Consider the following 19,214-nt stretch of genomic DNA (forward strand, 5'->3'; position numbering starts at 1 on the left):
ACCCCGCCTCCCGGTCACCCGGTCGGCGTCTTGAGCACGAGATGGAACTCTACACACGAATCCCACCGAACACAAAATCAGGGGTGACACCCGACCTGCAGTCAAGGGTGGGTGGCCGGTTTCCGCCTGTTCTCGCGGATTCCTTCGGCCTGGCCGGCTCCGTTCGACGCTCCCGAGCCGAGACCGCCGCCCGTGACGTGCACCACGCCTCAGCGCGTGCCCGTCGTGTCCGGGTTCGGCTGGAGCCACAGGGTGGTCAGCGCCGGCACGTTCACCGTGACGTGAGCCGGCTGCCCCTGCCACTGGCCCTCATGGGCAGCGACCACCTCGGACTGGCCGGTCTGCTCCCGCCAGCCGTCACCGTGGAAGTCGGTCGCGTCGGTGTCCAGCACCACCGTCCACTCCCCCGCGGACGGCACCCCGACGCGGAGCCCCTGACGCGGCGAGCCCGAGAGGTTGGTGATGCACAGCAGCGGGGCACCGCCCTGCTCGGCGGCCGGGGCCGCGGCGCCGTCGTCGTCGATCCGGGGCTCCGGCACCACCTGCGCAGCGGGCAGGCGGAGGAACACGAGCGTGTTGCCGTCGGCGTCGCCGCCGTCCACCCACGCGAATCCCTCCGGGCTGTGGTCCTGAGACCACAGCGCCGGCTTGCTGCGGTAGAGCGCGTTGAGCTCCCGGATCGTCAGCTGGACCCCGCGGTGCGCCTCGTCCCACGAGACGGGCCAGTCCAGGCCCTCGCCCTCGGACCACTCGCTCGGCTGCGCATACTCCCCGCCCATGAACAGCAGCTGCTTGCCGGGGTGCGCCCACATGTATCCGTAGTAGGCGCGCAGGGTGGCCAGCTGCTGCCGACGGTCGCCCGGGATGCGGCCCAGCAGGGAGCCCTTGCCGTGGACGACCTCGTCGTGGGACAGCGGCAGCACGTAGTTCTCCGAGTAGGCGTACACCATGGAGAACGTCCACTGCCCGTGGTGCCACCGGCGGTTGACCGGGTCCTGGGACAGGTAGGCCAGGGTGTCGTGCATCCAGCCCATGTTCCACTTCTTGCCGAAGCCGAGACCGCCCGCGTCCACGGGAGCGCTCACCCCGGAGAAGGCCGTGGACTCCTCCGCGATCATGTGGACGCCGGGGTGCAGGCGGTACACGGTCGCGTTGACCTCGCGCAGGAAGTCGATGGCCTCGAGGTTGTGGTTGCCGCCGTGCACGTTGGGCTCCCACTGCCCGTCCTCGCGCGAGTAGTCCAGGTAGAGCATCGAGGCGACGGCGTCCACGCGCAGCCCGTCGATGTGGAACTCGCCGAGCCAGTAGAGCGCGTTGGCCACGAGGAAGTTGCGGACCTCGGTGCGGCCGAAGTCGAACACGAGGGTGCCCCAGTCCGGATGCTCACCCCGCCGGGGGTCCGGGTGCTCGTACAGGGCGGTCCCGTCGAAGCGCGCGAGCGCCCACTCGTCCTTCGGGAAGTGCGCCGGCACCCAGTCCACGATGACGCCGATCCCCGCCCGGTGGAGCGCGTCCACCAGGTGCTTGAACTCGTCCGGGGAGCCGAACCGGGAGGTGGGGGCGTAGTAGCCGGTCACCTGGTAGCCCCAGGACCCGCCGAACGGATGCTCCGCGACCGGCAGGAACTCCACGTGCGTGAACCCCAGCCACTGCACGTACTCCACGAGCTGCTCGGCCAGCTCGCGGTAGTCCAACCCGGGCCGCCACGAGCCCAGGTGCACCTCGTAGATGCTCAGCGGGCGCTCGTGCGGGTCCGTGACGCGGCGGCGCTCCATCCAGGTGCGGTCCCCGAAGGCGTAGTCGGACTCCAGCACACGGGAGGCCGTGGCCGGAGGGGCCTCCGTCCAGCGGGCCATCGGGTCCGCCTTCTGCCGCCAGAGCCCGTCCCGGCCGAGGATCTCGAACTTGTAGCGGTCGCCGTGGCCGACGCCGGGCGCCAGCAGCTCCCACACGCCGGAGGAGCCCAGGGACCGCATGGCGTGGGTCCGGCCGTCCCAGCCGTTGTGGTCGCCCACCACGCGCACGGCCCGCGCGTTCGGCGCCCAGACCGCGAAGGCCGTGCCGACGGCCTCGTCGGCGGAGGTGCGGACCACGCGGGCGCCGAGCACCTCCCACAGCCGTTCGTGCCGGCCCTCCCCGATCAGGTGCAGGTCCAGCTCGCCGAGCGTGGGCAGGTGCCGGTACGCGTCGTCCTGCTCCTGGACGGGGCCGGTCGTGCCGTCCTCGGTCTCGTACGCCACCTCGACGCGGTAGTCGCCTGCGGCGGCCCCGGCCACGCGGGGCGTCGGGGCCACGCCCGCGAACACGCCGTCGTGCTCATGCGTCAGCTCCACCCGCTGCCCGTCGCCGGCGCGGACCACCGTGACCGTGCGCGCCAGCGGGCGCAGCACGCGGTAGGTGACCGCGGCGCCGTCGGGATGCGGGTGGGCGCCCAGCACGGTGTGCGGATCGTGGTGCCGGCCCTGCGCGACGGCGGCCAGCACCTCCGGGTCCACGGCGAGCGGGGCGACGGCGGGGCGGGGGGCGGCGGACGGGGTCATGGCGGTTCCTGTTCTGGGGACGGCGGGCGTCGGGAGCGGCTCAGCCGTTCCGGACGACCCGCAGGACGTGGGCGGGCTCGACGTTCGGGTCCAGGCGGACGTACGGGGTGCGGCCCCACTGCCAGCGCTGGCCGGTGAGCAGGTCCTCCACCTCGACGGCCCCGGACGCGTCACGGTCCTCGGGGCGCAGACGCAGCGCCTCGAGGTCCAGGTCCAGGGTCGCCTCGACGACATCGTGCGGGTTCGTGGTGACGACGACGATCAGGGTGTCCTCCGCGGGACCGGCGTCGGTGACCGCCTCGGCGTCCCGGTGCGCACCCTCGGGCCGGGCCGAGCGCGTCTTCGAGAACACGAGCAGGTCCGGGTGCGTCGAGGCGTGCAGGGTCAGGTTCTGCAGGTCGCCCAGCGCCGGGTGCGCGGCCCGGATCTCATTGAGCCGGGTGAGGTACGGGGCGAGCGAGGCGCCCGCGGCCTCCGCGCCCTCCCAGTCCCGGGGGCGGTACTCGTACTTCTCGTTGTCGATGTACTCCTCCGCGCCGGGCCGGGCCACGTGCTCGAACAGCTCGAACCCGGCGTAGACGCCCCACAGCGGGCTGGCCGTGGCCGCGACGACGGCGCGGATCCGGAACGCGCCCGGGCCGCCGTGCTGCAGGTACTCCGTGAGGATGTCCGGCGTGTTGACGAAGAGGTTGGGGCGGTAGAACGCCGGCGTCTCGTGCGAGATCTCCTGGAGGTACTCCGCGAGCTCCTCGGCGGTGTTCCGCCAGGTGAAGTACCCGTAGGACTGCTGGAACCCGACCCTGCCCAGGGCGTGCATCATCGCGGGACGGGTGAAGGCCTCGGCGAGGAACACGACGCGCGGCTCCTCGGCGCGGACCTGCGCGATCAGCCACTCCCAGAACCACAGGGGCTTGGTGTGCGGGTTGTCCACGCGGAAGATGTGCACGCCGCGGGCCACCCAGCCCCGCACCACGTCCAGCACCGCCTGGGCGAGGCCGTCCGGGTCGTTGTCGAAGTTCAGCGGGTAGATGTCCTGGTACTTCTTCGGCGGGTTCTCCGCGTACGCGATGGTGCCGTCCACGCGGGTGGTGAACCACTCCGGGTGCGCGGTGACCCACGGGTGGTCCGGGGAGCACTGCAGGGCCAGGTCCAGGGCCACGTCGAGGCCCTCGTCCGCGGCCGCGGCCACGAACGCCTCGAAGTCCTCGACGGTGCCCAGGTCCGGGTGCACGGCGTCGTGTCCGCCCTCGGGCGCGCCGATCGCCCACGGCGAGCCCGGGTCCTGCGGCCCGGCCGTCAGCGTGTTGTTCGGGCCCTTGCGGTGCGTGGTGCCGATCGGGTGGATCGGTGGTAGGTAGGCCACCTGGAAGCCCATCCGGGCGACCGCCGGGAGCCGGCGGGCCGCCGTCGCGAAGGTGCCGGAGGACCACGTGCCGGAGGCCTCGTCGAAGCGGGCGCCCTCGGAGCGGGGGAAGAACTCGTACCAGGCGCCGCGGCCGGCGAGCTCGCGCTGCACGTCCAGCGGGTAGAGCTCGGAGCTCGTGAGGTGCTCCCGTACGGGGCGGGCGTGGAGGACGGCGGACACCTCCGCCGACTCGGCGGAGGCCAGGCGCTGGGCCGGGATGAGCGACTCGTCCTCGAGGCCGCGAACGACCTCCTCGAACACGGCGCGGTCCTCGGCCGAGCGCTCCGCGTCCTCGGCGGCCCGGCGGAACAGGGCGGCGCCCTCGGCGAGCATCAGCTCCACGTCGACGCCGGCGGCGATCTTGACGGTGGCCGCGTGCTTCCACGTGCCCACCGGGTCGTCCCAGCCCTCGACCACGAACTGGTGCAGGCCCGGCTCGGCGGGCCGCAGCGTGGCCACGACCTCGTCCAGCCCGGGCCGGCCCGGACGCATCTGCACCCGCTGCACCTCGGCGCCGGCCGGGTCGAGCAGGCGGACGGTGGCGCGCACGGAGTCGTGGCCCTCGCGGAACACGGTGGCGCGGACGGGGATGTCCTCGCCGACCACGGCCTTCGCCGGGAACCGGCCGTCCAGCACGACGGGCTGCACGTCCGTCACCGGGATGCGCCCCGTGACGGTCTGGAGGCGGACATCGGCTGCGGTGGCGCTCTGGGTGTCGGGCTTCACGGTGCTCACGCCACGACGCTACCCCGCGGCCGCGCCGGTGAGAACGGCCGGCCCGCCCGCCCGCCGTGGGGCGGAGGGGCGGGCCGGGGACGGGGCGCCGGACGGAGCGCTCAGGACAGCATGGTCTTGTCGTCCACGACGGCGCCCTTGATCTTGCCGAACTCGGCCAGCAGGTCCGCCGGGGTGCGCCCGGCCTTCTCCTGCTCGTCCAGCTCGAGGATGATCCGGCCGTCATGCATCATGATCAGCCGGTTGCCGACCTCGAGGGCCTGGGACATGTTGTGCGTGACCATCAGCGTGGTGAGCCGGTGCTCGGCCACCACCTGCCGGGTCAGGCGGGTCACCAACTCCGCCCGGGACGGGTCCAGGGCGGCGGTGTGCTCGTCCAGCAGCAGGATCTTCGGGCCGGAGAACGTCGCCATGAGCAGGCTCAGCGCCTGACGCTGGCCACCGGAGAGCAGCCCCACCTTGGCGGTGAGGCGGTTCTCCAGGCCGAGTTCGAGCTTCGTGAGCTCGTCGCGGAACATCGCGCGCCGGGCGCGGGAGACGCCCCGCGAGAGCCCACGGGCGTGCCCGCGTCGCCAGGCCAGGGCCATGTTCTCCTCGATCGTGAGGTTCGGGGCCGTGCCCGCCGTCGGATCCTGGAACACCCGGCCGATCGAGGCCGCGCGGCGGTGGTCCGGCATGCGGGTGACGTCCCTGCCGCCCACGGCCACGGTGCCGGTGTCCGGGAGCAGCTTGCCGGCGATCGTGTTCAGGATCGTGGACTTGCCGGCCCCGTTGGAGCCGATCACGGTGACGAAGTCGCCCTCGGCCAGGTGCAGGTCGATGCCCTGCAGGGCGCGCCGCTCGTTGACGGTGTTCGGGAAGAAGGTCTTGGAGACCTGCGAGATCTCAAGCACGGGGGGCCTCCTCGGAGACGGATGCGGCGGGGGTGGCCCCGCCCGGCTCGCCGGTCAGGGGCATGCCGGCGGTGGCCGGAGCGGCGGCGGCCGGCCCCGGGGTCGCGGCCGTGCCCCGCGTGCGCAGGCTCAGGCGCGTGGCGAAGCCGAAGCGCGGCAGCAGCAGGGCCACGACGACGAGGGCCGCGGAGATCAGCTTCATGTCGTTCGGGCTCAGGCCCGCGTTGAGGGCGAACTGGATGATCAGCCGGTAGAGCACGGCGCCGACGATCACGGCGAGCGTGGCCCAGAAGACCGTGCGCTGGCCGAACACGGCCTGGCCCACGATCACGGACGCCAGGCCCACGAGGATGAGGCCGATGCCCATGGAGATGTCCGCGAAGCCCTGGTACATGGCCAGCAGGGAGCCGCCGAGGGCCACGAGGCCGTTGGAGATCATCAGGCCGAGGATCTTCATCCGGTCCGTGGAGACGCCGTACGAGCGGATCATCTCCTCGTTGTCGCCGGTCGCCTGCAGGGCGAGGCCCAGGTCTGTGTGCAGGAACCAGTCGAGGATCAGCTTCACCACGAACACACCGAGGAAGAGCACGAGGATCGAGCCCCAGTTCCGGGCCAGGCCCAGATCGCCGAGCCACGTGAACAGGGTGTCCTGGCCGAGCAGGGGGATGTTGGCCTTGCCCATGATCCGCAGGTTGATCGAGTAGAGCGCGATCATCGTGAGGATGCCGGCGAGCAGGCCGTCGATCCGGCCCTTGGTGTGCAGCAGGCCGGTGACGAGGCCCGCGAGCGCGCCCGCCACGAACGCGGCGAGCATGGCCAGGGGCACCGGCGTGCCGCCCGTGATGAGCACGGCGGCCGTGGCGGCGCCGGTGGTGAACGAGCCGTCCACCGTGAGGTCGGGGAAGTCGAGGATGCGGAAGGTCAGGTACACGCCGAGCGCGACGACGGCGTAGATCAGACCCAGTTCCACTGCGGTCAGCATGGGGTGGGTGCCTTTCGGGCGGTGCGAGGGGGACGGACGACGGCGGGCGGGGTGGGCCGGCCGTCGACGTGCTCCGCGGCGGCCCGGACCCCGTGGTCCGGGCCGCCGCGGAGGCGGGCGGGCGCGGGATCAGCCCTCGACGAGCTGGTCGGCCTTGTCCTTGAGCTCGGCGGGGATCTCGACGCCGTAGGCCTCGGCGGCCTTCGGGTTCAGCACGAGCTGCAGGTTGGCCGGGTCGGCGTAGCCCACGGGCAGCTCGGCCGGCTTCGCACCGTCCTTGAGGATCTTCACGGCCATCTCGCCGGCCTGCTTGCCGTGCGCCGTGTAGTCGATGCCGTACGTGCCCAGGGCGCCGCGCTCGACGGAGTCGATGTCCGCCGAGATGACGGGGACGCGCTGCTCCTTGCCGTAGCCCACCACGGTCTCCAGCGCCGAGACGACGGCGTTGTCCGTGGGCACGTAGATGCCGTCCACGCCGGACAGGGACTGCACGCCCTGCTGGACCTCGGACGAGTTGGTGATGGTGGCCTCCTTGACCTCGAGGCCCAGCTCCTTGCCGGCCTCCTTGGCCTGGTCCACCTGGACCTTGGAGTTGGCCTCGCCGGAGTTGTAGACGATGCCGACGGTCGTGGCGTCCGGCTTCACGTCCTTGAGCAGCTGCAGCTGCTCCTTGACCGGGTTGCGGTCCGAGACGCCGGTGACGTTGCCGCCCGGGGCCTCGTCCGAGGCCACGAGCTCAGCGCCCTTCGGATCGGTGACCGCCATGAACACGACGGGCTTGTCCTTCACGGCCGAGGCGGTGCCCTGCGCGGCGGGGGTCGCGATCGCGGCCACGAGGTCCACGTCCCCGTCGTTGGCGAAGGTGGAGGCGATGGAGGTGACGGTGGCCTGCTCGCCCTGGGCGTTCTGCTCCTCGAACGTCACGTCCAGGCCGGCGTCCTCGAACGCCTCCTTGAAGCCCTCGGCCGCACCGTCGAGCGCCGGGTGGGAGACGAGCTGGTTGATGCCCACGGTGTAGGAGCCGTCGCCGCCGGCGGCGGAGGACGAGCCGGAACCGCCGGAGCCGGAGTCGCCGCACGCCGTGAGCCCGAGGGCGGCGACGGCGAGGGCGGCGGTGAGGGAGAGGGAGCGGTGCTTCATGAGACGGACCTCGTTCTGACGGTGCGGTGCGGGATGCGCTTGCCGACGGGGCCCGTCGGACACAGTGCAGACACTGTGCGCGGTGACGCGCGTCACGGGCAAGACGTGGGCGTGTCCACGCGACATCCTGCCATGTGACCGGCGTCACTGTGGACACTCTGCCCGCGTTGGCGCTGTGTGCGACACCCGCGTCCCGCCCGGCCGTCATCCCGGGCGGGGGCGTCGTCGAGGTCAGCGCCCGCCGGCGCGCTGCACCGAGATCTCGTACAGGGAGATGCCCACCGCCATGGAGGCGTTGAGGGACTCCATCGTCGAGTCGATCGGGATGGACACGATCTGCTGGCAGTGCTCCCGCACCATGCGGGACAGACCCTTGCCCTCGGCCCCCACCACGAGCACGAGCGGCTCCGTGGCCAGGGCGAGCCCGGGCAGGGAGACGTCCCCGCCGCCATCGAGGCCCAGCACGAAGTAGCCGGCCTTGTGCAGGTCGACGAGGGTGCTGTTCAGGTTGCCGGCCTGGGCCACGGGCACCCGCGCGGCCGCGCCGGCCGAGGTCCGCCAGGCGGTGGCGGTCACGCCGACGGAGCGCCGCTCGGGCACGATCACGCCGTCCGCGTCGAACGCGGAGCCGGCCCGGATGATGGCGCCGAGGTTGCGGGGATCGGTGATGCCATCGAGTGCGATCAGCAGCGGCGGGGTCCGCAGGTGCCCCTTCTCGTGCTTGGCGAGCGCGTCGAGGGCCAGGGCCGTGGCGTCCGCGTACTCATAGGGCGGGATCTGCAGCACGATGCCCTGGTGCACGGCCTCGCCGGAGAGGCGGTCCAGCTCCGGCTTGGTGTTCTCCAGGACCGGCACGCCCTGCTCGAGGCAGAGGCGCAGGGCCTCCTTGACGCGGTCGTCCATCTCGATGCGCACGGCCACGTGCAGCGCCTTGGCCGGGATGCCGGCGCGCAGCGCCTCGAGCACGGGGTTGCGGCCGGAGACCGTCTCGTCCGTGAGCTTCACGCGGCCGCGGACCTGATCCTTCACGGGGCCGCGCTTGGCGGCCGAGCGCTCGGCCAGCTGCTTGGCGCGGTGTGCCTTGTGGTAGACCCGGTCCTCGGCCTTGGGGGTGGGTCCGCGGCCCTCGAGCGCCTTGCGACCGTGGCCGCCGGTGCCCTTCATGGGGCCCTTCTTGCCCTTGGGCTTGCGGGATCCGCCGGAGCGGGGTGCGGTGGACATGGCGGGACTCCTGCGTGCCGGGGACGGGGTCGACGCGCTCGGGCGCGCCGGATCGGCCTCCAGTCTAGGTGTCAGCCCGCGGGACGCACGTGCCGGCCGATCCCCCAGGCGATCAGCGCGACGACACCGGCCACCCCGGCGAAGCCGAGCGGCACCGCGGAGAGCAGCGGGGTGAGGGCCAGCGGCGCCACGGCGAGCACGGCCGCGTCCGCGCCGCGCACGGCGTCTCGGACCAGCGGGCCCGCCGCGCGCGTGGTCTGGGCCGGCTGCATCACCGCGCCCCAGTCCACCGGGTCCGGCGTGGCGGTGCGCACCACGGCGCCGGCCAGGCCCACACCGGCCAGCGCGCCGCACAGCACCACCGGCCCGAGGGAGGGTCCGACGCCGTGCGTCCCCAGGGCCAGCACCAGGCCGAGCCCGGCGCCCCACGGCACGAGCACGAGCGCGGGGGCCACGGTGTGGACGCTCCAGGCCGCGTCCCGGCCGATCGGCAGCAGGCGCTCGAGCTCCAGGCTCCGGCCGACCTCCTCGGCGCCCGCGCCCACCGCCCGGGTCGCCAGGACGGCCGCCACCGCGACGCCGAGGGCCAGGACCAGGGGCAGTCGCCCCGGCTCGGAGAGGACCAGCAGCGCCGGCAGGGCCCACGCCGAGGCGAGCCGTCGCCCCACCCCCGGCGTCCGCGCCAGGACCGCCAGGTCGGCCCGCGCCCACGCCCCCGCCGGCGAGGCCCGCCCGACGCGCAGCAGCGGGCTCACGCCGCGGCGCCGACGGCCCGGCCCCTCCTCGAGCGCGAGCGCCGCGCCGGCCTGGCGCACGCTCAGCAGGAACATGGCCGCCCCGAGATGGGCCGCCGCGTCTCCCGCGGACCGCAGGTCGCGGTGCGGGATCCGGTGCAGGCGGGAGCGCGTCGCCGCCAGCAGGGCCGCGGCACCGAGGCCCGCGACGGCGGCCGCCCCCAGCAGCGTCCCGGCGCCGGCGCCGCCCGCGCCGCGCGCCAGGCCGGCCGCGACGTCCGCGCCCGCCAGGGCCGGCAGGACGGGCAGCAGCGCCGCCACCGGGGACCAGCGCAGCAGGGCGAGCAGGTCCCGACGCCGCCCCGAGGCCTGGACGAGCGCGCAGCCGGCCAGGACGAGCGCCGTCGTCGCCCCGGCGAGGAGCCCGGCCGCGAGCGCGTGGGACCAGGCCTCGCCCGCGGAGATCCCCGCGCCCCCGCCCGCCGTGGTGCGCGCGTAGAGCAGCCCGTGGGCCGTCGCGAGCCCCGCCCCGCCGCCGAGCGCCGCGCCGGCGACGACGCGCAGCAGCAGGGCCCGCCACAGCCAGGGGGCCGTGGGCGCGGGCAGCCGCAGCCACCACTGCGCCTGGGCCCGGTCCACGGCCACCGGGCCCAGGGTCGCGCCCAGCCGGAGGAGCCCGGCCAGGGCCAGCACGACGGCGGCCGCGGCGAGGGCCGCCCCGCTCACCGGCGCCTCGCCGGGCAGGCGCCCCCACTGGACGGCGGCGCGCTGGAGCTGGGTGGCGGCGCCCACGATCCCTGTGAGGAACGCGCCCAGGGTGAGAGCCGCCAGCACCGCGACGTAGACGTCCGTGATGCGCTCCCACCGCCGGGCCCTGGCCCGCGGGCGCTCCTGGCGGGCGACCCACAGGTCCGGCCGGAAGCCTGGGCTCACGTGCGCTCGCGGATCCATGCGGCCCCCTCCGCCACGGCGGCCTCCCGCACCCGGCCGTCCACGATGAGGCACCGCGTGGCGGCCCCGGCCAGGACGTCGGGGTCATGGGTGACCAGCACCAGGGCGGACGCCGGCTCGAGCGCCGCCAGGCGGGCGGTGAGGCGCTCGCGCATGCCGGCGTCCAGGCGCTGCTCGGGCTCGTCGAGGGCGAGCAGGCGGAAGGGGCGCAGCAGGGCCGCGGCCAGCAGCAGGCGGCGTCGCTGCCCGGAGGACAGCCGGGACGGCGGCGCGTCGGCGGCGTCCCGGAGGGCGAAGAAGTCGAGTTCGCGATCGACGACGCGGTCGGGCTCGGGGACGCCGTGGCCCAGGGCGACGAGCGTGAGGTGCTCGGCGACCGTGAGGGTGGGGAAGTACGCGTCCTCGTCTGTCAGGACGCTCAGGGCCCGCCGGTGCGCGGCGGACTCCGGCAGCACCGGCAGCCCCTCCAGGCGCACGCGCCCGGCCACCGGCTCCTGGTCGCCGACGAGGGTGCGCAGCACCGTGGACTTGCCCGCGGCGTTGGCCCCGACCACGCCCACGCGCTCGCCGGGCCGCACCACCAGGTCCAGGCGCCCCGTCACCGGGACCCCGGCGTAGCCGCACTCGAGCGCCTCGGCGTGCAGCAGCGCCGGCTCCGTCACCGCGTCCGCCGTCCCGTCCACGTCAGCCCCGTCCATGTCAGGCCCCCTCCCGACGTGATCCCGGTCAGTCCGCCAGGCGCCATGTGGCGCCGTCGGCGCTGTCCTCCACCACGACGCCGGCCGCGGCCAGCGCGTCGCGGATGCGGTCCGCGGTGGCCCAGTCCTTGTCCGCGCGGGCCTGCGCCCGCGCCTCGATCTGCGACCGGACGAGCGAGTCGAGCGCGTCGGCCACCGGGCCGGCCGCGGCGTCGTCACCCTCGGGCACGTCGTCCAGGCCCAGCACCGCGGTCATGGCCTCCACCTCGGCCAGGCGGGCGGCCGCGGCGGCGAGATCCTGCCCGGCCAGCGCCGAGTTGCCGGCGCGCACGGCCTCGTGCAGGGCCGCGAGCGCCTGGGGGACGTTGAGGTCGTCTTCCATGGCGGTGCGGAAGGCGGCGGGCACGCGGTCCGCGAGCGCCCCGTCGGGGGCGGGCGGGACGGCGCCGGCGGCGCGGGCGCGTGCCGTGAAGCCCTCGATGCGCTCGACGGCGGCCTCGGCCTCGTCGAGGGCGCCGGGCCGGTAGTCGAGCTGGGAGCGGTAGTGGGCCTGCCCCAGGAAGTAGCGCACCGCCGTCGGGCGGGCCATGCCGAGCATCTCCGCGGGGGAGATCGTGTTGCCCACGGACTTGGACATCTTCTCCCCGCCGTAGGTGACGAGCCCGTTGTGCAGCCAGAAGCGGGCGAAGCCGTCACCGGCGGCCGCCGACTGGGCCAGCTCGTTCTCGTGGTGCGGGAACCGCAGGTCCAGGCCGCCGCCGTGGATGTCGAACTCGGCGCCGAGGTACTTCGTGGACATGGCCGAGCACTCCAGGTGCCATCCGGGGCGGCCGGCGCCCCAGGGCGACTCCCACACGGCGGTGGCGGGCTCGCCGGGCTTGGCGCCCTTCCACAGGGCGAAGTCGCGGGGGTCGCGCTTGCCGCGCGGGTCGGCGTCGGGCGCGTCCTGCATGTCCTCCACGCGCTGTCGGGTGAGCTCGCCGTAGCGCTCCCACGACCGGACGTCGAAGTAGACGTCGCCCGAGCCGTCCTGCGCGGGGTAGGCGTGGCCGCGCTCGATCAGGCGCTCGATGAGCGCGAACATCTCGGGCACGTGCCCGGTGGCGCGGGGCTCGTAGGTGGGGCGGCGGACGCCGAGGGCGAGGTAGGCGGCGTCGAACGCCTTCTCGAACCGGTAGGCCAGGGCCCACCACGGCTCGCGGGCCGGGTAGAGGTCCGAGGCCTCGAAGCCGGCCTCGTGGGAGGCGGCCGAGCGGTCGAGGATCTTGTCGTCGATGTCCGTCACGTTCCGCACCGAGGTGACGCGCAGCCCGGTGGCCTCGAGCCAGCGGATGAGGATGTCGAACACGATCGCGCTGCGCACGTGGCCCACGTGCGGCATGCCCTGCACCGTGGCTCCGCAGTAGTACACCGACGCCTCGCCGGGCACGAGGGGCTCGAAGTCCCGGATCTGCGCGGTGCGGGTGTCGTAGAAGCGCTGGGCCATGGGGGGCGCGGTCCTTCCGGAGGGGCGGGGTCCTGACGGGGCTCTGCCAGCCTAGTCGGTGCGCCGGCTCGGGCTCAGGCCGCGGGGATGACGAGCGCGGTCGCGATCCCCACCAGCCCCTCCCTGCGCCCGATGAACCCCAGCCGGTCCGTCGTGGCGGCGGAGACGGACACGGGGGCCCCGCCGAGGGCGGCAGACAGGGCGGCCTCCATCTCCGCGCGGCGCGTGCCCACCTTGGGCCGGGGTGCGACCACCTGGACCGCCACGTTCCCGACGGCGAGGCCCGCCTCCGTCAGCAGGCGCAGGACCTCGCGGAGCATGTCCGCGCCGGAGGCGTCCGCCATCTCGGGCCGGTCGACGCCGAACACGGCCCCGAGGTCGCCGAGGCCGGCGGCGGAGAGCAGGGCGTTGCACGCCGCGTGGGCGGCCACGTCCCCGTCCGAGGTCGCGGCCACGCCCCGCTCGCCGGGCCAGTGGATGCCGCCGAGCCACAGGGGCCGGGGGGCGTCCTCGGGTGCCCACGCGTGCACGTCGGTGCCGATCCCCACACGCGGCAGGGGGGCGGGCGCGGCGGCGGGGCGGGTGGGCTGGCTCATGGAGGCCTCCTGGGGGGTGCGGCGGGCGAGCTCGAGGCGGGCGAGGTCGAGGTCGGCGGGGGCGGTGACCTTGAACGCGGCCGGGTCGCCGGGCACCACCACCACCTCGTGCCCCGCGGCCTCCATGACCATCGCGTCGTCGGTGAGCGCCGCGGCGTCGAGCGTGGGGTCCATGCGCACGGCCTCGTGGGCCGCCAGCAGGGTGTCCAGGTCGAAGCCCTGCGGCGTCTGGACCGCGCGCAGTCCGGCGCGGGCCGGTGTGGCCGCGACGACGTCGACGCCGCCCCGGCCGGGGGTGACCTGCTTGACGGTGTCCGTCAGCGGCAGGCCCGGGACCGCGGCGACCGCGCCGGCCTCGAGCGCCGCCGCGACGGCCGCGAACACGCTCGGCGGGGTCAGCGCGCGGGCCGCGTCGTGGACGAGGACGCGGCGGGGCGCCCCGACCGGGACGAGGTCGGCCAGAGCGCGGGCGGCCGCGGCGAGCCCGGCGCGGACCGAGTCCGCCCGCTCGGCGCCGCCGGGCACGCAGTGCACGGGCACGTCCAGGCGCGGGCCGGCGTCGACCTCGGCGGCCACGCAGCCGGCGTCGGCCCTCGCCTGCGGGGTGAGGACCACGACGGCGTCCAGGGCGAGCCCGGCAGCGCGTGCGGCGGCGACGGACTCCAGGCAGTGGTGCAGGAGGGTGCGGCCGTCCGCGAGGGGGGCGAGGGCCTTGGGCAGCCCGGCGCCGAGGCGGGTGCCGGCGCCGGCGGCGGCGATCACGAGGGCGGTGGGCATGGCCTCATCCTAGGGAGCACGCCAGGGGTCCGCGGCCCGCCCCCCTGGCGGCGACGGCCGTGGCCGGGACGAGACAGGGGAGGGGCCCGCGTCGTGGACGCGGGCCCCTCCCCTGTCGTGTGCTGCTCGTCAGCCCTCGAGCACCTTGTCCAGGCGGCCCTCGGCCTCCTCCTCGGTGACCTTCTTGGCCAGCGCCAGCTCGGACACGAGCACCTGGCGGGCCTTCGAGAGCATGCGCTTCTCGCCGGCGGACAGGCCGCGATCCTGGTCGCGGCGCCACAGGTCGCGGACGACCTCGGCCACCTTGTTGACGTCGCCGCTGGCGAGCTTCTCCAGGTTCGCCTTGTAGCGGCGGGACCAGTTGGTGGGCTCCTCCACGTGCTCGGCGCGCAGGACCTCCATGACGTGCTCGAGCCCCTCCGCATCCACGACGTCACGCACGCCGACGAGGTCGACGTTCTCCGCAGGGACCTCGATGGTCAGGTCTCCCTGCGCCACCTTGAGCTTGAGGTACATCTTCTCCTCCCCCTTGATGGTGCGCATCTTGATCTCCTCGATCCGCGCAGCACCGTGATGGGGGTAGACGACGGTCTCTCCGACCTCAAAAACCATGTTGTTGTGCCCCTTTCAGTCGTCTCATTCTATCATGCGGCCCCGTCATGCCGCGCGTGCCGTCACATCTTCGGCCTCCGGATGTGATAGTGGACGACCCGGCGCCACAGGCCGGCCGGCGTCCCGGGATGCGGTAGCCTGACCTGGCAGGACCCCTGCCTCGGGGCTCCTGAGCACGTCATCGCACCTGAGGAGACCTCTGTGAAGAACGCATCCCGGCCCGCCCGGCGCCACCTCGCCGCAGGTGCGCTGGCCGCGGTCGCCCTGCTGGGCGCCACCGGCTGCTCCGCCGTGAGCCCGATCGCCACCGCCATCCAGTACTCCGCCTCGGACGGCATCAACGGCCAGGAGCAGGACTTCCTGAGCTACCGCAACCTCGCCCTCGTCGGCGACGGCGAGTCGGGCCCCGCCCGCTTGATCGGCACCGTGGAGAACACCTCCGGCCAGGACCAGACCTACACCTTCCAGGCCGAGGGCGGCGGCTCCGCGACCCTGCAGGTCCCCGCCGGCGAGAGCCGCAAGCTCGAGGACGACGCGAACACGACCGTCCTGGAGCGCGAGGGCGTGTGGGTCGGCGAGAACCTGCCCGTGACCGTCTCCGGCACCGGCGGCACCGCCGACCTGGCCGTCCCGCTGCTGGGCGCCACCCAGGAGCAGTACCGTGACCTGCTCCCCGAGGGCGTCGAGCCCGCGGACGAGGATCTCGTCGGGCACCTCCACGAGGAGACCCACCACTACGGCGAGGAGCACTGACCTCCGCCGGGCCCGCGCCCGGCACGCCACGGCCCCGGCCCCACCGCGAGGTGGAGCCGGGGCCGTCGTCGTCCCGGGCGGAGCGCGCCGGTCAGGCCTCGAACTTGTAGCCCAGACCGCGCACCGTGACGAGGTAGCGGGGGCTCGAGGGGTCGGGCTCGATCTTGGAGCGCAGGCGCTTCACGTGCACGTCGAGGGTCTTGGTGTCCCCCACGTAGTCGGAGCCCCACACGCGGTCGATCAGCTGGCCGCGGGTGAGCACGCGCCCGGCATTGCGCAACAGCATCTCCAGCAGCTCGAACTCCTTGAGCGGCAGGGACACCTGCTCGCCGTCCACGGAGACGACGTGCCGCTCGACGTCCATGCGCACGGGGCCGGCGCTGATGGTCGCCGACATCGGCTCCTCCTGCTCCCCCTGACGGCGCAGCACGGCGCGGACGCGGGCCACCAGCTCGCGCGAGGAGTACGGCTTGGTCACGTAGTCGTCCGCGCCGAGCTCGAGGCCGACGACCTTGTCGATCTCCGAGTCCTTCGCGGTCAGCATGATCACGGGGACGTTGGAACGCTGGCGGACCTGACGGCACACCTCGGTGCCGGACATCCCCGGGAGCATCAGGTCCAGGAGGATCAGGTCCGTGCTGTCGCGCTCGAAGACGCTCAGCGCCTCGTTGCCGTCGGCGGCGACGGTGACCTCGAACCCCTCCTTCTCCAGGAGGTAGGACAGGGGGTCGCTGAACGACTCCTCGTCCTCCACGATCAGAATGCGGCTCATGCGCTCGTCTCCTTCCGGGTCGGGGGTGCGGCCGAGGCGGTCACCCGGTGACCGCGCCGCTCGGTGACGTGGGCGGCGCCCGGCGCGCCGTCGACGGCGACACCGTCCCCCCACTCGGGCAGGCGGATGGTGAAGGTGGACCCGCGGCCCGGCTGGGACCAGAGGGTGACCTCCCCTCCGTGGTTGATGACGACGTGCTTGACGATGCTCAGCCCCAGGCCCGTGCCGCCCGTCTGACGCGACCGCGCCGCGTCCACGCGGTAGAAGCGCTCGAAGACCCGCTCCTGCTCCTCCGGGCTGATGCCGATGCCCTGGTCTGTGACGGTGACCTGCGCGAGCCCGTCCACGGAGCTCAGGCCGATGCCCACCGTGGTGCCCTCCGGGGAGTAGCGCACCGCGTTGTCCACCAGGTTGCGCACCGCGGTCATCAGCTGGTCCTGGTCCCCGTGCACCACCGCGTCCACGCGGCCGCCCACGCGCAGCGCGATGCCGCGGTCCTCGGCGGTGAGGCGCAGGCGGTCCACGGCGTCGGCGACGACGGCGTTGAGGTCCACGGGCCCCCCGTCCTGGACCACGTCCTTGGCCTGCAGCCGGGAGAACTCGATGATGTCCTGCACGAGGGCCGAGAGCCGACGGGACTCGACGCCCAGCCGCGCGGCGAAGCGACGCACCGCCTCCTCGTCCTCCGCGGCGTCGCCGATGGCCTCGGAGAGCAGGGAGATCGCGCCCACCGGCGTCTTGAGCTCGTGCGAGACGTTGACGACGAAGTCGTGGCGCATGGCCTCGGTGCGGGTCACGTCCGTGCGGTCGTCGGCGAGGATCAGGATGTACTCCTCGTCCAGCGGGGCCACCCGCAGCTCGACGACGAGGCTCGACTGCCCGAGGGGTCCTCGGGGCAGCTCCATACGACGCTCGACGATGACGCCGTCGGCCCGCACGGTCCGCGTGAGCTCCCGCAGCTGGTCCTGGACGAGCGAGTGCCCCCGCACCAGGCCCAGGGCGTAGGCCGCGGGGTTCGCGCGCACCACGCCGTCGACGTCGTCCACCACCGCGTACGCGCGGCCGACCACGGAGAGGACCTCGGCGGCGCCCGGCGCCAGGGTGGGTTCGCCGACCGTCAGGTCCACCGTCCGCGAGCGCTCGGACGCCCGGAAGGCCAGCATGGAGGCCACTCCGGTGAACAGTCCGACCGCTCCGCACAGCAGGCCGATGATGACGGGATCCACGGCACCAGACTAGCCTCTGGCGGCCCGGAGACGGGCTGCCCCGGCGACGCCAGACGCCGGACGATCGGCGTTCATGGGCCGTTCATCTTGCCCTGCCAGGGTGGACCGTTGCCCCGGGGAGTCGGGGGCGGCGGCGCACGGGCGTCGCCGGGGAGAGGAGACCATGCGCGAGCTCTACCGGGCCGACCTCGAGCGGCTGGGCCGCGACCTGACCGAGATCGCCCGCCTCGTGCACCGCGCCATGATGGACGCGCAGGCCGCCCTCGAGGCGGCCGACGTGCACGGCGCCGAACGGGTCATCTCGGAGGACGCGCGGATCGACCAGCTGCAGGAGTCCCTCGACGAGCAGGCCGTGCGCATCCTGGCGCTCCAGGCGCCCGTGGCCACGGACCTGCGCACCGTCGTCGCCACGCTGCGGATGAGCTCCTCGCTCGAGCGGATGGGCGACCTCGCCCGCCACGTGGCCCAGCTGACCCGGCTGCGCTACCCCGAGCACGTCATCCCGGAGCAGGTCCGGGCCGTGATCACCGCGATGTGCGACGCCGCCGTGGAGGTGGCCGAGGAGGTCGTCCTGCTGCTCGAGACCCAGGACCTGGCGCACGGGGACCGGATCGACGCCCTCAACGAGGACGTCAACGCGCTGCACCTGTCCGTCTTCCGCGCGATCGCCGCCCCGGACTGGAGCGCGACGCCGGCCACCACCACGGACGTCACGCTGGCCTCGCGCTACCTCGAGCGGTTCACGGACCACGGCCTGTCCGTGGCCGCCAAGGTGCGCTATCTCGTCACGGGCGAGTGGGCGACCCACCGTCCGGACGCCACCGGCTCCTGACCGTCCCCGACGCCACGGGCCGGGCCCCCAGCGGGGGTCCCGGCCCGTCGTCGTCGGGCGGATGCGGCGGCCGCCGGGGCGGACGCCGCCGGCCGCGTCAGTGCGCGGAGCCCTGCGCGGCCACGGCGGCGGCGCCGGCCGCGGCGGCCTCCGGGTCGAGGTAGCGGCCGTTCGCGGTGATCGGCTTGAAGTTCTGGTCCAGCTCGTAGACCAGCGGGATGCCCGTCGGGATGTTCAGGCCCGCGATGTCCTCGTCCGAGATGCCGTCAAGGTGCTTGACCAGCGCGCGCAGCGAGTTGCCGTGCGCGGCGATCAGCACGGTCTTGCCGGCCTTGAGGTCGGGCAGGACCTGCTCCTCCCAGTAGGGCAGCAGGCGGTCGATGACCTGCTTGAGGGCCTCGGTGCGGGGGGCGTCCTTGCCCAGGTCCGCGTAGCGCTCGTCGCCGACCTGGGAGAACTCGGAGTCGTCGTCCAGGGCGGGCGGCGGGCTGTCGAAGGACCGGCGCCAGACCATGAACTGCTCCTCGCCGAACTCCTCCTTCACCTGGGCCTTGTCCTTGCCCTGGAGGGCGCCGTAGTGGCGCTCGTTCAGGCGCCAGCTGCGCTTGACCGGGATCCACTGGCGGTCCGCGGCCTCGAGGGCCAGGTTGGCCGTGGTGATGGCGCGCTTGAGCAGGGACGTGTGGACCACGTCCGGGCGGATGCCCTCCGCCTCCAGCAGCTCACCGCCGCGGGCGGCCTCGGCGCGCCCCTTCTCGGTCAGCGGGACGTCCACCCAGCCGGTGAACAGGTTCTTCTCGTTCCATTCGCTCTGACCGTGCCGCAGCAGGACCAGCGTGTACGTGGTGTTCGCCATGTCAC

The 19,214-nt window shown here is 74.0% G+C and carries 16 protein-coding genes; 2 read left to right on the forward strand and 14 right to left on the reverse strand.

Features of this window, described 5'->3' with window-relative positions:
- Positions 1–209 precede the first annotated feature (209 nt).
- The 11 genes from glgB to ACUXPL_RS10690 form a co-directional block, all read right to left on the reverse strand.
- On the reverse strand, positions 210–2,540 hold the full coding sequence (glgB, locus tag ACUXPL_RS10640; protein WP_454183738.1) for a 1,4-alpha-glucan branching protein GlgB: 2,331 nt from the start codon (positions 2,538–2,540) through the stop codon (positions 210–212).
- Between the two features lie 40 nt (positions 2,541–2,580).
- Complete coding sequence (locus ACUXPL_RS10645; protein WP_454183740.1) at positions 2,581–4,680, reverse strand: alpha-1,4-glucan--maltose-1-phosphate maltosyltransferase; 2,100 nt, start codon at positions 4,678–4,680, stop codon at positions 2,581–2,583.
- A gap of 101 nt (positions 4,681–4,781) precedes the next feature.
- Positions 4,782–5,573: an ABC transporter ATP-binding protein gene (locus tag ACUXPL_RS10650; protein ID WP_180536880.1), complete on the reverse strand. Its 792-nt coding sequence runs from the start codon at positions 5,571–5,573 to the stop codon at positions 4,782–4,784.
- Positions 5,566–6,555, reverse strand: a complete 990-nt coding sequence (locus ACUXPL_RS10655; protein ID WP_454183742.1) for an ABC transporter permease — start codon at positions 6,553–6,555, stop codon at positions 5,566–5,568. The genes ACUXPL_RS10650 and ACUXPL_RS10655 overlap by 8 nt, the downstream gene beginning before the upstream one ends.
- 129 nt (positions 6,556–6,684) lie before the next feature.
- Entirely contained in the window at positions 6,685–7,695 is a 1,011-nt protein-coding gene (locus ACUXPL_RS10660) for an ABC transporter substrate-binding protein (RefSeq protein WP_454183744.1), read from the reverse strand.
- Positions 7,696–7,926: 231 nt separating this feature from the next.
- Entirely contained in the window at positions 7,927–8,916 is a 990-nt protein-coding gene (gene rlmB / locus ACUXPL_RS10665) for a 23S rRNA (guanosine(2251)-2'-O)-methyltransferase RlmB (protein WP_454183746.1), read from the reverse strand.
- 71 nt (positions 8,917–8,987) lie between these two features.
- The gene (locus tag ACUXPL_RS10670; RefSeq protein WP_454183748.1) at positions 8,988–10,583 is read right to left on the reverse strand and encodes a DUF6297 family protein; all 1,596 of its coding nucleotides are present in this window, start codon (positions 10,581–10,583) and stop codon (positions 8,988–8,990) included.
- Positions 10,580–11,299: an ABC transporter ATP-binding protein gene (locus tag ACUXPL_RS10675; RefSeq protein WP_454183750.1), complete on the reverse strand. Its 720-nt coding sequence runs from the start codon at positions 11,297–11,299 to the stop codon at positions 10,580–10,582. The genes ACUXPL_RS10670 and ACUXPL_RS10675 overlap by 4 nt, the downstream gene beginning before the upstream one ends.
- A gap of 28 nt (positions 11,300–11,327) precedes the next feature.
- Positions 11,328–12,785 carry a cysteine--tRNA ligase gene (cysS, locus tag ACUXPL_RS10680; protein ID WP_454183752.1) on the reverse strand — a complete coding sequence of 486 codons (1,458 nt, stop codon included), beginning with the start codon at positions 12,783–12,785 and terminating at the stop codon, positions 11,328–11,330.
- Positions 12,786–12,859: 74 nt separating this feature from the next.
- Positions 12,860–14,158: a 2-C-methyl-D-erythritol 2,4-cyclodiphosphate synthase gene (gene ispF, locus ACUXPL_RS10685; protein ID WP_454183754.1), complete on the reverse strand. Its 1,299-nt coding sequence runs from the start codon at positions 14,156–14,158 to the stop codon at positions 12,860–12,862.
- A gap of 129 nt (positions 14,159–14,287) precedes the next feature.
- Positions 14,288–14,770, reverse strand: a complete 483-nt coding sequence (locus ACUXPL_RS10690) for a CarD family transcriptional regulator (RefSeq protein ID WP_002858073.1) — start codon at positions 14,768–14,770, stop codon at positions 14,288–14,290.
- A 201-nt stretch (positions 14,771–14,971) separates the two neighbouring features.
- Between ACUXPL_RS10690 and ACUXPL_RS10695 the strand changes: the two genes are divergently transcribed.
- Entirely contained in the window at positions 14,972–15,523 is a 552-nt protein-coding gene (locus ACUXPL_RS10695) for a hypothetical protein (protein ID WP_454183756.1), read from the forward strand.
- 91 nt (positions 15,524–15,614) lie between these two features.
- Here the strand turns inward: ACUXPL_RS10695 and ACUXPL_RS10700 are convergent, their stop codons facing one another.
- Positions 15,615–16,295 carry a response regulator gene (locus ACUXPL_RS10700; protein WP_454183758.1) on the reverse strand — a complete coding sequence of 227 codons (681 nt, stop codon included), beginning with the start codon at positions 16,293–16,295 and terminating at the stop codon, positions 15,615–15,617.
- Complete coding sequence (locus ACUXPL_RS10705) at positions 16,292–17,521, reverse strand: sensor histidine kinase (protein ID WP_036384686.1); 1,230 nt, start codon at positions 17,519–17,521, stop codon at positions 16,292–16,294. Before ACUXPL_RS10705 ends, ACUXPL_RS10700 begins: the two co-directional genes overlap by 4 nt.
- A 163-nt stretch (positions 17,522–17,684) precedes the next feature.
- Here ACUXPL_RS10705 and phoU point away from each other — a divergent pair, with 163 nt between their 5' ends.
- Entirely contained in the window at positions 17,685–18,353 is a 669-nt protein-coding gene (gene phoU, locus ACUXPL_RS10710) for a phosphate signaling complex protein PhoU (protein ID WP_180536871.1), read from the forward strand.
- A 97-nt stretch (positions 18,354–18,450) separates the two neighbouring features.
- On the opposite strand, the gene ACUXPL_RS10715 is transcribed toward phoU, so the two are convergent.
- Complete coding sequence (locus tag ACUXPL_RS10715) at positions 18,451–19,209, reverse strand: phosphoglyceromutase (protein WP_180536870.1); 759 nt, start codon at positions 19,207–19,209, stop codon at positions 18,451–18,453.
- Positions 19,210–19,214: the final 5 nt, after the last annotated feature.

It is taken from the genome of Micrococcus sp. 140720015-1 (assembly GCF_053627595.1).